Origin of the sequence: Emticicia soli (assembly GCF_037860775.1) — a bacterium.
In the GTDB taxonomy this organism is placed as follows: domain Bacteria; phylum Bacteroidota; class Bacteroidia; order Cytophagales; family Spirosomataceae; genus Emticicia; species Emticicia soli.
This window is the reverse complement of record NZ_JBBEWC010000014.1, coordinates 84,407-98,319: the sequence shown is the minus strand read 5'-3', so window position 1 is coordinate 98,319 and position 13,913 is coordinate 84,407. Positions and strand designations below refer to the sequence as shown.

Here is a 13,913-nt window from a genome sequence, read left to right as displayed (position 1 = left end):
GAATGCACGTTCTTGCATAAAAAAGCCTTCCTAAATACTGTTTAGAAAGGCTTTTTAAAAATCCCCCTTTAGGGGCTAGGGGTGCGCTTATTTCTATTTCTTAATCTCCTTCAACAACTCATCTACTGCTGCTTTTAGTTGGTCGTCGGTGCCTTTAGATAACCAGTCTGGTTGGTTTTCTACGATAATATCCGGTACAGCAGGCCCTAATTCCTGATTTTTATCAGTAGCCTTTGTAAACCAGCCACGACCCGGCAAACGTACAAACGAGCCATCCATTAAGCCTTTACCACCTGTCGAAATCACAGAGCCATTGGTTGGTACACCTACCAGCTTACCGATACCTAAAGACTTATAAGCGTGCGAGAAAATCTCGGCATTGGAGTAACTACCCTCATTACAAAGCGTGATAGATGGTTTTGTCCATGCGGCGTAAACCAATCTTTCACCTATTGGGTAGTAGTCTTTAAACTTCAACTTATCTTTCTCAAGGTCTTCGCTTGCACCTCTTGGTATAGTATAAGCGTGCTGTTTGTAGTTCAGAATCGTCATCAGATAGTCGGTTGTTGAGCCGCCACCATTGTAGCGTACATCAATTACCAAGCCTTCTTTACCAAAACCAGCGGCCGTAAATTCTCTTTCTACTACCTCAAAACTAGGGAAATCCATGCCTTTAATATGAATATAACCTAAACGTCCGTTTGAGTATTTCTCTACCAGTTTTTTACGGTTTTCTACCCATTCGTCATACAAGTTGCTTGCAATGCTCGATGTGAGGCGAATCACCACTTCTCTTTCTTTGTTATCGGCACCACGTACATTAAGCAATACTTTTTCGTTTACCAGTCCATTCAGTAAATCATAGAAATTATCGCTGTTATTCACTTTTTGCCCGTTTACAGCCGTAATCACATCGCCTTCGTTGAGCTTGCTTTTCTCTTTGTCGGCAGGTGTGCCAGGCACTACGTGCGTTACTTTCGCTCCGCCATTTACTGGTATCAATTCTGTTCCGATTAATCCGGTGCTTTCTTTTTGGGTATCAATGCGGTCAGCAACGGTCATACCCATGTGGCTAGAGTTAAGTTCTCCTAAAAGCAGGTTAAACATATCTCTGAAATCCTGGCTAGTGCTTGCATTGATACAACGTTCTTTGTATTTTTCACGCAGTTTTGCCCAGTCGTTGCCATGAAATTTAGGATCATAGAAACCATCACGAATGGTGCGCCATGCTTCCTCAAATACCTGCGTGCGCTCCGCATTATAATCGATTTTCATTTTGGCTGTATAAGGCAAAGTCTCGGTAGCATTCGATTTCATGTCGATGCGAGCAAAAGCACCACCCATGCGCGAATAATACAGGTATTTACCGTCTCTGTCCATCGTAACTCCGTTAGGGTTTGCACCGCCTTTGGTTATTTCTTTCAGGTCTTTGCCGTCCCATTTAATGCTATACAGGTCTCGGCCTTTAGCTGTACTTGTAGATGTTGTATAGTAAAAAGTCTCGCCGTCTTTCGAAATCACCAAATCACTCTCGTCTCCCGGAAAACTCGTTACACGCACAATTCTTTCATGAATTTTATCAAAATCAATCTTGATAGGCTTGGGTGCTTTTTTATCATTACCACTTTTGGCTGGTGCAGCAGGCTCTGGCATATCTCTATCTTGCCAGTCTTGCGTTTCACGCTCCCAGTCTTCTTTTTTCAACCATACAAACCACACATCATTACTGCGCCCACTGCTACGCCCCGAAATAAAGCCCAGTTTTGAGCCATCAGCGCTCCAGAACGGACGGCTATCAGTACGTGGGTGCATCGATACGTTTACAGGTTTGGTTGAATTATCAGCTGCCTGAATATAAATTTCATTATTAAAGTATAAGTCGCTCATTGAGTAAGCCAACCATTTACTATCAGGACTCCACGCTATACCGTTCGGATTACTCCAGCCTTCGCTCAATATTTTTTCGTTTGTCAGTTTACCGTTTGCACTAATATCGGCCACTACAAAAGTGCCACGGCCACGCACATAGGCAATTTTTTTATTATCGGGCGATACCACCAGATTGGTTTCGTCTCCGGCGGTTTTAGTAACTTGTACCAAACCATGTTTCATTGATTTAAACACGTTGTGCTCAACCGTATCTATTGAGCTCATCATATAAATATCAAAATTGCCGTTGGCTCTATCGCTCGTAAATAGCAAAGTCGAATCGTTCAACCATGTTGGCTCTATGTCTCTGTAAGGATGCTGCGAAACATTGATGCTTCTGCTTTTTTCTTTGTTAGCTTCTTTAATGAATATCTCGCCTCTTATCGAAAAAGCAAGGAGTTTACCATTAGGAGAAACCGCTAAATCGCTTGCGCCGCTGCTCATTGTTTTTTGTTCGGTAGCATCAAGACGGTCATCGGCGCTAATAATTACGTTTAGTTTCTGAGCCGAGCCTTTATCGGTTTTCATGGTATAAAGATTCATGTCTTTTTCAAAAACAATCGAGTTACCATCGGCCGATATACCAAATGCACGGATAGACTCATCTTTGTAATTAGTCAGTTTTTCGGGCTTATCGCTCGCCTTGCCATTGCCATCAATTTTAAGTCGATACAAATTATATGCTCCCGACTCGCTGCTCAGAAAATACAAGGTATTGTTACTACCCCATTGCGGATACACATCGTTGGTTTCAAAACCTGGTAATTGCTGATAGGTTTTGTTTTTGGTATCATAAATCCAGATGTCTCGGTCTGAGCTGCCTTTGTAGTCTTGTCGGGCTACGGGATTTATATCGCCACGTACAAATGCCAGAAAACGACCATCAGGCGAAAGCACAGGGTCGAAGCCTACGGCATCAAGGATTCTTGATTCGGTGCCCCCTTTAGGGCTGATAGTGTACACTTCGTTAGGGCGTTCAATCTGGCGGAACTCACGATTGGTAGAAAACAAGATTTTATCGGGCTGTGTCCAGCTCGAGATATTATCAGCACCCGAGTGGAAAGTAAGGCGTTTGGGCATACTTCCTTCGGCCGACATTACAAAAATATCGTTATTGCCAAATCTGGCTCCTGAAAAAGCAATCTGCTTACCATCAGGACTAAATACAGGGTTCGACTCATAGGCATCATGAATCGTGAGGCGAGAAGCCTTACCACCCGAAGCCGGAACGGTCCAGATATCGCCCTGAAACGAGAAAGCCACCAAAGAGCCGTCTTTATTGATAGCCGGCTGGCGAAGCAACAAAGAATTTTGCGCTTGCAGACAAAATGCCGTAAAAAGGGTGATTGTTGAGGTTAAAAGAGTTTTTTTCATTGCTATGATAGCTTGTTGATTAACGATCAAATTTATAACAAAATCATGTTAAATGCCTCAAAAACAGATGATTTGGTTATAAGTTGAGATAAAATAGCAAAGATTTGTTATTTTTTGGTGAAAACTGTTTCGGCTTTCTACCTTATAATTGTTTTCACAAACCAATTAGTTTTCGCTTTCTTCTACATATTCAAGTATATCAGCAGGCTGGCAATTCAGTGCTTTGCAAATAGCCTCTAAAGTGCTAAAACGTATAGCTTTTGCTTTGCCCGTTTTTAAGATAGATAGATTAGAAAGCGTTAGTTCGACTTTTTCTGATAGCTCATTAAGCGACATTTTTCGCTTTGCCATCATTACATCTAAGTTTATAATGATTGGCATAAATTATACAGTTAAATCGTTTTCGTTTTGAATATCTACTCCTTTTTTAAAAATAGTTGCAATAATATAGATTACCGCTCCCATCAGAATAAATGCCTGGCTATCTGTCCAGAATTGGTTTAAGTTATCGGTAACAAAACCATAATACGCTAATTTTTTAGCAACTTGATTGGCTATATGACTAAAAAAACCAACTGTAAGAGTGATGTAACTAATCTTGAAGAACCGTCTCTCAACGAAAGTATTAAACGGTTTTGATAAATCCATTTTAAGCATCAGCATAATAACTACATAAAACAAATATGCCTTTGACATCGAAATGCTTAGGATAAGACTGTAGACAAAGAAAAACACCCACTTACTATCTTTATAGATATCCGTTAAGTCTAATTTTTGATAAAGATTCGGGATAAATTCAGGCTTATAGATACTGAAAAAGAAATTTACCAGTAAGCCGCCTGCTTCTATGCACAAGCCTACAAAAAAAATCCAGGCTACAATATGTAGACCCCAAAATACGGTGTTATTTGCTTTTGACATTGCTTTTGATTTTAAATTAATGCATCAAAAGTAATAAAAATTTATTGATAAACAATAAATATAGTATTTTTTTCAATAAATTTTTACCGAATAACCAAATTATCACTAGTAAACATCAGATAGTTTGATGTATGATTGAGGAATGCAGGCTATTTGTGTATCATTCATAAAAAAACAAACCCTCCCCAATACAACATTGGAGAGGGCTAGTCTTAATATTTTACTGTTCTTCCTCCTCTTCTTCACCGCCTTCTTCTTCGGCTTCTTCCTCTTCATACTCCTCCTCTTCTTCGGCTTCTTCCTCCTCATATTCCTCTTCTTCATCACCTTCTTCTTCCTCCTCGTACTCTTCTTCTTCTTCACTTTCTTCCTCCTCGTCGTACTCCTCTTCTTCATCGCCTTCTTCCTCCTCATCGTACTCTTCTTCACTTTCTTCTTCCTCGTCGTACTCCTCTTCTTCATCGCCTTCTTCCTCCTCGTCGTATTCCTCTTCTTCATCACCTTCTTCCTCCTCGTCGTATTCCTCTTCTTCATCGCCTTCTTCCTCCTCATCGTACTCCTCTTCTTCATCACCTTCTTCCTCCTCGTCGTACTCCTCTTCTTCATCTTCCTCCTCCTCGTCTTCGTCATAGAGGCCGGCATCTTCAAACTCTAGCTCTTCGTATTCTTCAGGCTCTTCTTCATCATATTCTATTATTTCGATGGTATCAAATACATCAAAATCTTCATAATCATCTTCGGTATAAACTACAAACTTGTTATGGTCATAGCCTTTACCACCATCTACCACCGAACGTTTATCGTTAACCCAGGTATCTTCAAAATCAGGGATTGGGGCTGTTCTTGCAATCATCCAGCTATCACCCATATTCAGCTTAGAGTTTATTACGTAATCGTATGGCATATAGCAATAGCCTTTGTCGCCCCATTGCTCACCCCACGAATTACGCACGATAAACATCTGGTCAACCTCCGAATACCCTACGCATAACATAGCATGAAGCCCGTGCGCCTGACGAGTAGCTTCGTCTGGAGATGGCATTGGTACAATGCCTTTATTTTGTGTACAAGAATCGAATCCTTTGAAAAGTGCAATACCAAATATAATCGGATAACCCTCTGACAAACATTGTTTCCAGGCTTTCAAATCGGTCGGAACATATTTCGACTCCTGAACCTTGAAGTTTGCCGCTTCTTCGTAGGTATTAGTATGGGGTTTGTCGTTTACTTTTTTTGTATCATAGGGCCATGTTTCTTCAGTACAAGCACCCATTTTGTGCAAACTATCAATGGCGTATTGTATGTAGCTTCCTTTATCTTTAATCTCGCTACCAGCTCTAAGTCTTGCATTGTAATACACAAACAGCCTGCTTACTTCGAAGGCCCTGTTTTTTAAGTGTTTTTTTGCCAGATACTCATAAGCACCAGCAGTAGCATTGGCAGTACAACTACTAAGGTTTTTTTGATTTTCGACTGCTGTCATAAATGGACGCAAATCGACTTTTTGCGGGAGACTAGCTTTCTTTACTTGAGACGAGGGTTTGTAGTTTTCAGCAGCCGGGCTTGCAGCCATATAAGAATACCCTTTCAGCGCACTAACAGTGCCATCTTTTTGCTTAAATTCAATACTCATAAATGTGATTAGGTTAAAACTGATTAAAAATCTCGGGAAGATATAGAGAATAATTTACTCGGAAAAGGATTTTTGCTGATGCCCGTAAATTTTAATTTGTCAGCCTGATTTGTATGTATTTGTAGATAATTAGCTCATAGCTAAGGTGAGGCGATAAGCATACTTTTATTAATCTGTTTTGGCAGCCAGTTGGGTGTCTGTAATACCAATTTCTATGGCAATTTTGCGGTTACAATCACAAAAGAAAGTGGTACTTTTAGGCTTATATATACAGGTACTACTATTATGACAAACCCACCAAGCGGAATAAACGACCAGATAAAATAAAATGCCGAAGAGATAGCATTTCCTGATTTTTTGGAGATATATAGCAAAAAGTTTTTAGAGAAAACAACTTCTGATAGAAACGTTTTTCTCAGATCAGAAATTATTAGTCTTCTTCCGAGTAGTTTGAGGTGGATAAAATTGGGATACTGCAATATTATCCACCTGCTGTAATACAATTTTGTTCGTAATTTTACATTTTAGAGTGTGTTTAAATTTTGTTTTTCTGACCGAGAAGTAAAGATTTTTTCACTAAACAAGGCGTATTTTGCAGATGTAGCCGGCAGCTACATCGAAAAAATGCAACGCAGTGTAGTAAAAAAAGATTACTCCGTAGGTCGAAATACAATTTTTAAACATACTCTTATACTCAATTTATTCTTATCGAATAATTCAACGATTTATTTTCCTTTTCACCAGTGGTCTTTTTACCACGTCATCACCCGCCTTTAATACGACTTTGCTCGTCTTCTGAGCCGCTACTACGGTTACGGGCACCTTTAATTTCGTTGCTACCAAAGCGATAAGTAAAGTTTACTCTCAACTGCTGCGACTCCCATTGGAAACGTAGGTTGGTGGCAATACCAGCGTATTCAGAATAGTGCCCTCCCCTACCTGTATGTAACACATCAGTAAAGCTCACTTTCAGCGTAGCATTATCTTTCCAGAATTTTTTCTGCACGCCGGCGTCCATCGTACCCATAGCTGTGTTGTAGTCAATACGGCGGTAAGGTGAATTATACCAACCCGAAAGTTCTATCGTCCAATTATTTTTTAGTTTGAAGGTAGTTTGTGCATTGGCGTTAGCTGCAATAGTACTATTATTGATTTTAAGCCCATTTTCCAGATCACCTCTGAACACGTTAGTATAGCCACTCACGTTTACGTAGATATTCCACCATTTGGTAATATCAGTTGCCAGGCTCACATCTAGGCTAAAGCCTTGGGTATAATCTAAGTTTTGGGCAATAAAATAGGTACGGCTCTCATCATAAGGCATTCTTAAACCCACTACCGGAAATCGAGTACGCCAGTAGCCCAACGAGGTTGTAAGTTTACCTTTATATACGTGTGTCAGTTTAAAATTATTGGCATATTCGGGGCGTAGAAACGGGTTACCTTTCGAGTACACCAACTCATCAATTCTGTACTCAAACGGGTTTAGATTCTGATAGCTTGGGCGGTTGATGCGTCGGCTATAGTTCAGATTCAGGTTGTGGTTTTCTGATAATTTATAAGAAATAGCCCCACTCGGAAACAAGTTAATGTAAGTTGTATCTACTTTGTCTAAATCATTCTGCTTATAACTTGTCAGTTGCCCTAACGAATGCGTGCGTTCGGCCCTAAGCCCCAATTGTAAATCCCATTTTTTGTTAAGCGATACATTGTAGTTTGCATAAGCGGCATAGACACGCTCGGTATATACAAAGTTGTTGCTTCTTTCAATGTCTCTTACTTCAATATCGTTCAGTACATTAAAGAAATCGAAGGTGTTATCTGATTTTACGTCTGATAACTTGATACCATAACCCAGCTTGCCTTTTTTCAAGGGTTGCTCATAGTCTATCTTAAACGATTTAATACTAATATCAATAGGCGTTTTGGTAACAAAGTTTCGGCTGAACGAAGGTCTGTCAGAATTCGGAAACTCATAAGTATTCGGCTGATAGCTGATGCCTCTTGAGGTAAAAATACCATAATCGGCATCAATATTCAGTTCTCTTCCGGTTGTATCGGCAAAGCGATAATTCAGATTAATATTAAGGTTCTTGTTTTGCTCAGGATTTGAGGTACGAGAGTTCAAAATCGCCGAATCTGGGCGAGCCAAGTTTCTGTTGCCAATTAAAGTCTGGCTTTCGCCACCACCATTGTGGTCGCTGGCACGGCCATTGGCACTGATACCAATGGTATGCTTAGAATTAATGAAATAATCCATACCAATTTTGGCATTGTGCGAGGTATCACGCCAGATTCCATTCCATGTTTTATTATAGGCAATGTTGTTTAGTATCTGGTCGTCGAGCGTGCGGTTGTGCCATGCTCCTTGATTATAGCTGTAATTACCATAAACATTGATTTTTTTATCTCTATGGTTAAGGTTTAGCGAACCGTTAAATTTAGGCGTAATACCAAAGTTAGAGCCAAGTGCTACGTTTCCGTTAGTACCAATTTTTTTGTTCTTTTTAAGCCTGATGTTGATAATACCCAAATCGCCTGCTGCATCATACTTGGCTGATGGATTGGTGATTACCTCAATGGCTTCAATGTCAGCCGAGTTCATGCTTTTCAAGGTCGATGCCAGGTCTTTCCCGCTCATTGGCGAGGGCCGACCATCAATAAAAATACGAACGCCTGATTTGCCTTTTACCAATATGTTTTCGTCTCTATCGACCTGAACACCCGGCGATTTTTGTAGTAATTCAAGGGCCGTTAAACCTGTGGCATTTACGCTCCCTTCTACATTGAATACGATTTTATCGTTTTGTACTTCAATCAATGGTTTAGCCGCTACCACTTTTACTTCGTTGAGTTGTTTGGTATCAGCCAATACCGTAAAAGGCTGAAATTCGAGGTCTTTATCAACCACCTCAAAAGCCGGAGAGCTAAACGGATTAAAACTCACCGCCGTAATTTTGATAAAATATTTACCGGCTTTAAGATTACTAATCTTAAAACTTCCGTTTTCGTCGGCTATATCAGCTTTTGCAAGAGAGGAATCTTTGCTTACATGAACAGCAATGGTAGCAAACGAAACTACTTCGTTCTGCTGATTTTTCACCTGACCTTTAACAGAAAATGTTTGTGCATACACAAGCTGAGATATGCTCGTGAAGAGGAATACGAGTAACAGATTTTTCATAACAATTTTTATAGCTTTTTCATTAATTTTATAACAGGTACAAACGTATCTGTATGCTTATAAGATGCCCAGCAAAGTAATTTTAATGCAAATATAAATGTTTAAAACTATCGTTAAATCACCCAATTTGCGTTTAACATTTTTTAACTACGAAATATTTCGTAGCAAATATAGAGACTCTTTCCTTATCCTCCAAAATTTATTACGAAAATTTTCGTAGAATATATTTTAGCCTGATAAATACTTATAAACAACCTTTATTTCTGACACGGAAACTCGTGTGATTTCAAAAGGTTACAGCATATTTATTGATTTTTTTAAAGACGATCGAGCAGCGTAAGTATTACAGTTTATTAAAAACTCTATATTTGCTTTGTGACAGCGAAAATAAATCCCTAAAGTAACCTTAATTATGAAATTCCTAAAGCCTAATAGATGAAGCAGAAAAAGATACCCGTTAAGACTAACAAAAAAGTAATAAAGAAAAGAGTAATGTCTACTCCTCAGAATAAGTTTCTTCAAATTTTACTTACTCCATTAGTATTCTTATGGACTCTAATAAAAGAACTATTCAAAAAATTGTGGGCGTATTTATTGTTTTGTCTAATTGTCTTCGGCATTCCTACAGCTATCAAGAGGGATATGCTATCATCTAAAACAAAATATATACATGGCATAGTAATAGACGAGGCGTACAACTCAACACGATACCGAAAAGGTAAGATTCAAAAGCACTATTACCTTTATGCTTTTTGGCTGAATGGCAAAAAATATACCGGACCCACTGGCAGTTTAGATTACTATGTAGGTGATAGCGTTAAAATTAAATATTCAATACTAGATCCTGAATACAATGAACTTGTGGGAAGACCATAATTTATAGCATATCAGGTAATTTTAAATTAAACAGGCACTTTATCAATAATACGATAAAGTGCCGCTTTAATGTAGGATATCAGCGAAGAATTATATCAAAAATCAGTATTAGCCTCTTTTATATCCAGCTTTTTAATCCAGATATTGCGGTACAATACATCGTGGCCTTCGGCTTGTAATTTCAGTCCACCCGGCGTGTCGGTAATACCCTTGCCGCCATCGTTGCCCCCATCAATACCAGAGTTTGGCCCACCCCAAACCTGACTGATTTTCTGATTAACGTGTACCTTTTTACCATTAAAATACATTGTTACCATTGGCTGTTCTACCAGTTTGCCATCTTTAAAACGTGCCGCTCTGAAAACTATATCGTAGGCATTCCATTTACCTACACCATTATAAGCATAATACGGCGATTTCGACTCATTGATAACAGCCGCCATTCCGTGTGAGGTAGTGTCGCCATCTAAAACCTGAATCTCGTAGCGGTTTTGTAAATACACACCACTATTGCCACCAGGCTTACTTATATAAAACTCAACGTGCGCTCTGAAATCACGAAACGTATCTTTCGTAACAATATCGGCAGCACCATATTTACCACCAGCAGCGGCAGGGTCATTTGTATTTATAGCTGTGCCTTTTCCGGTAGGGTCATCAACCACAAACCATTTAATGGGCATAGTAGCTGCCAGCCTTGGGCCTTGCCAGTAAATCCATTTTTCATCAAGCATCTTGCGTGAGCCATCTAAGTATACCTCGGCACCTTTGGGCGCTTTGGCTCCTACCCCTATTTGCGCCTGTGCATACACGCTTGTGGCAATATAAAAAACAAAAAGAATAACAAGTCTGCTTCTATTCATAGGTCTTATCATTAGTTTAAAAGTTAAAGAGTTTTTGAAATGGTAAGAATACAAAATAAAAAAAGAATAATTGAACAAAAGTGTGTAATTTTAACGTATCTTTCAGAAGATTATGCCTTCTAAAGATAATAAAAGCGTTTGCCTTAACTTATTTACTATTGGCAACGCTCTATTAATTGTTTTACTTGCTTTCCTGAGCTTTAATTAAAAGTAAGAAAACTATTAAAACGATGACCCCTAACCATTAAAACTGCATGACCAAGTTAAACTATAATATCATTCTTGCCGATGACGACGAAGATGACCAGATTTTCTTCAAAGAGGCCATGTCAGAAACTGTAAGTTCGGTAACTGTTAATACTGTTAGTGACGGAATGGAACTGATGAGTATGCTTTCTGACACATTGCCCGATGCTATCTTCCTCGACTTGAATATGCCCTTCAAAAACGGTCAGGAGTGCCTCAGTGAAATAAAAACACATAAACACTATAAGAATATTCCGGTAGTAATCTACTCTACCAGTTCAAATATCGACCAGATAAATTCCACCTTTAAAGCAGGCGCTAATTTGTATATCCCTAAGCCTGACTCATACCTAAAACTGAAAATTATCCTAAAAAAGGTTTTTACCCTAAAATGCGAAGAGTATAAACCCCAACCAGATAAAGAAAAGTTTGTTTTAAAGTATTAAAACTTTATTAAGTATGGCCCTTAGCAAAGAACAGTCAGACGTAACTCGTGCTGAAAGCGAGTTCATTACGCCTGATTCTTTAAACTTTCAATACTTACCAGACTACGCACAATATCTTCTGAGCAACAGGCTCGAAGATTTTACCCGTAAAACACTCGCTATCTCAAGAGAAGTAAAAATACCTTTGTTGAGATTCTTTGAGAATATGCCCGAAGATGAGCTAATAAAACTGTCGATTCAGGGCACGCAAGATTATCTCAGCTATTTTGCAGCCAACAAAGTAGATGAATTTATTGCGCTTTCATTGAAACGCTGGACCGACAACCAGCTACCTCTTGTGCAGAATAATGAAATAGTAGCACAAGATATTTCAACGGTTAGTTATACACGCCGAGCCGCTTTTCGGCATTTTTTGCCTGATTACACAACCGACCTTCTACTGTATAACAATATTCTTGATGAAATCGACAGGTTTGTGCTTACTGTTGAAGAGCAATCTTATAATACACTCTTCAATATTAAGCAACAAAAAATAAACGAGCACCTGTATTTTATCGAAAAAGTAAACAATACTCTCCCTGGCATTATCTACGTATATGATATAATTAATTTTAAAGAAATATATACTACCAGCAAAAGGGAGCATATTCTGGGCTATAATCATAAAGAAATAGCCGAATTTGGCCCTCACGTATTTAAGGCATTGGTGCATCCTGATGATTATGAGAAAAGGATTAGTCATTTACAGGATTTCGCTTTAGCCAACGATGGTGAAATACGAATTTTAGAGTATAGAGTTAAAACCAAAAGCGGCAAATATCATTGGCAAAGGGTATATGAAACAGTATTCAAACGTAATGACGAAGGAATACCAGAGCACATCATTGGCATATCGCTTGATATTAACAAAGAAAAAGGAGCACTACAGCAACTCCAGTTACGAGAGCAACAACTAAGTGAAGCACAGGAAATAGCAGGCTTGGGTAGTTTTGACTGGGATTTGCAAAATCATACATCAAGCAATTCTGAGCAGTTATTCAAAATATTTGAGCTTGAAGAAGCGCAAGACTATCTCTCTTTTTTGCAGTTTGTACACCCTGCTGACCAGGTGATGCTATCAGCAGCTATCAATGAGGCTATTACAGGCAATGGTATATATGAATGTGAGTATCGTTATAAAAGATATACTGATAAAATAATATGGTCGCGTGGAATTGTTACTTTCCAAGATGGAAAACCAATCAAAATGAGAGGTACTGTGATGGATGTAACCGAACGACACGCTATGCTTCAGCAATTAAAGCATACTGTTGACCTACACAAACAAGCGCAGGCACTTACACACATCGGAAACTGGAGCTGGGATATTCCAACCAATACTATTGAGTGGAGCGACGAGATGTATCGCATTTACGGCCTTGAGCCACAATCTGAAAATATTCATTTTGAGCGTTTTCTTTCCTTGGTTCATCCCGAAGACCGTGAACGCCGTGTAGAAGAAATACAAAGAGCTCTTGCCACACACATAGCCGAAGATTATGTAATGCGAATTGTATGGGACGATGGCACTATAAGAGTACTACAAGGTAGAGGCGAAGTAGTATTAGATGAGTTTAACAAACCCTATAAGATAACCGGCACATGCCAGGATATTACCGAACAATACAATACCAACCTTCAGCTAGCGCAGAAAAACCTTGACCTACAACGTAGTAATGAAGAGTTGATGTCGTTTAACTACATAGCCAGCCACGACCTGCAAGAGCCTTTACGCAAAATCAAGTTGTTCAGTAACCGTATTTTTGAGAAAGACTTTAATCTTTTATCGCCTACGGCTAAAGAGTTTTTGCCTCGTATCATGTCGTCGGCTACACAAATGCAAAAGCTCATTAATGACTTGCTGGCGTTTTCGAGAGCTACCTCGGCTGATAAAGTATTTGAGCAAACTGATTTAAATACGCTGCTTGAAGAAATAAAAACTACACTTAAAGATAGTATCGAAGAAAAAAACGTAAGCATCACTTATACTACTTTACCTGAATTAAGGTTGATTTCTTTCCAGTTTCAACAATTGCTTGAAAACATTATAAGCAATGCTATTAAATACAGTAAAGCTGATGTTCCGGTAGAAATAAAAATTAACGCTAAAGTAGTAGCAGGTAATGCGTATATTAACGAAGGGGCTAAAGCAGATAAAAATTACCAGATGCTGAGCATCAGCGATAATGGTATTGGTTTCGACCAACAATACTCGCAGAAGATATTTGAGTTATTCCAGCGTTTGCATAATAAAAATGAGTATTCGGGTACTGGTATTGGCTTGGCAATATGCAAGAAAATCATTCAGAACCACGAGGGATTTATTACCGCCATCGGCGAACCAGGCAAAGGAGCAACGTTTTGTATTTTTACGCCTTTGAACTGAGGAAATATATGCTAAA

8 protein-coding genes are annotated in these 13,913 nt (G+C 39.0%); 2 read left to right on the top strand and 6 right to left on the bottom strand.

Features of this window, described 5'->3' with window-relative positions; all coding sequences use genetic code 11:
* Positions 1-93 precede the first annotated feature (93 nt).
* From WAE64_RS20825 to WAE64_RS20800, 6 genes are all read right to left on the bottom strand, one after another.
* Entirely contained in the window at positions 94-3,303 is a 3,210-nt protein-coding gene (locus tag WAE64_RS20825) for a S41 family peptidase (RefSeq protein WP_340239710.1), read from the bottom strand.
* Positions 3,304-3,468: 165 nt separating this feature from the next.
* The gene (locus WAE64_RS20820; RefSeq protein ID WP_340239709.1) at positions 3,469-3,684 is read right to left on the bottom strand and encodes a helix-turn-helix domain-containing protein; all 216 of its coding nucleotides are present in this window, start codon (positions 3,682-3,684) and stop codon (positions 3,469-3,471) included.
* Positions 3,685-3,687: 3 nt separating this feature from the next.
* Positions 3,688-4,224 (bottom strand): DUF2975 domain-containing protein, encoded by a 537-nt coding sequence (locus WAE64_RS20815; protein ID WP_340239708.1) that lies wholly within the window; start codon positions 4,222-4,224, stop codon positions 3,688-3,690.
* A gap of 220 nt (positions 4,225-4,444) precedes the next feature.
* The gene (locus tag WAE64_RS20810) at positions 4,445-5,857 is read right to left on the bottom strand and encodes a C1 family peptidase (protein WP_340239707.1); all 1,413 of its coding nucleotides are present in this window, start codon (positions 5,855-5,857) and stop codon (positions 4,445-4,447) included.
* A 763-nt stretch (positions 5,858-6,620) separates the two neighbouring features.
* The gene (locus tag WAE64_RS20805) at positions 6,621-9,041 is read right to left on the bottom strand and encodes a TonB-dependent receptor domain-containing protein (protein WP_340239706.1); all 2,421 of its coding nucleotides are present in this window, start codon (positions 9,039-9,041) and stop codon (positions 6,621-6,623) included.
* 971 nt (positions 9,042-10,012) lie between these two features.
* On the bottom strand, positions 10,013-10,780 hold the full coding sequence (locus tag WAE64_RS20800; protein WP_340239705.1) for a 3-keto-disaccharide hydrolase: 768 nt from the start codon (positions 10,778-10,780) through the stop codon (positions 10,013-10,015).
* Between the two features lie 254 nt (positions 10,781-11,034).
* Here WAE64_RS20800 and WAE64_RS20795 point away from each other — a divergent pair, with 254 nt between their 5' ends.
* Together WAE64_RS20795 and WAE64_RS20790 are read left to right on the top strand one after the other, a co-directional pair.
* Complete coding sequence (locus tag WAE64_RS20795; RefSeq protein ID WP_340239704.1) at positions 11,035-11,472, top strand: response regulator; 438 nt, start codon at positions 11,035-11,037, stop codon at positions 11,470-11,472.
* 13 nt (positions 11,473-11,485) lie between these two features.
* On the top strand, positions 11,486-13,897 hold the full coding sequence (locus tag WAE64_RS20790) for a PAS domain-containing sensor histidine kinase (protein WP_340239703.1): 2,412 nt from the start codon (positions 11,486-11,488) through the stop codon (positions 13,895-13,897).
* The last annotated feature ends 16 nt before the right edge of the window (positions 13,898-13,913 follow it).

Coding starts and splice junctions, on each gene's coding strand:
- WAE64_RS20825 (WP_340239710.1), bottom strand. CDS start 3,303: ATGAAAAAAACTCTTTTAACCTCAACAATCACCCTTTTTACGGCATTT.
- WAE64_RS20820 (WP_340239709.1), bottom strand. CDS start 3,684: ATGCCAATCATTATAAACTTAGATGTAATGATGGCAAAGCGAAAAATG.
- WAE64_RS20815 (WP_340239708.1), bottom strand. CDS start 4,224: ATGTCAAAAGCAAATAACACCGTATTTTGGGGTCTACATATTGTAGCC.
- WAE64_RS20810 (WP_340239707.1), bottom strand. CDS start 5,857: ATGAGTATTGAATTTAAGCAAAAAGATGGCACTGTTAGTGCGCTGAAA.
- WAE64_RS20805 (WP_340239706.1), bottom strand. CDS start 9,041: ATGAAAAATCTGTTACTCGTATTCCTCTTCACGAGCATATCTCAGCTT.
- WAE64_RS20800 (WP_340239705.1), bottom strand. CDS start 10,780: ATGAATAGAAGCAGACTTGTTATTCTTTTTGTTTTTTATATTGCCACA.
- WAE64_RS20795 (WP_340239704.1), top strand. CDS start 11,035: ATGACCAAGTTAAACTATAATATCATTCTTGCCGATGACGACGAAGAT.
- WAE64_RS20790 (WP_340239703.1), top strand. CDS start 11,486: ATGGCCCTTAGCAAAGAACAGTCAGACGTAACTCGTGCTGAAAGCGAG.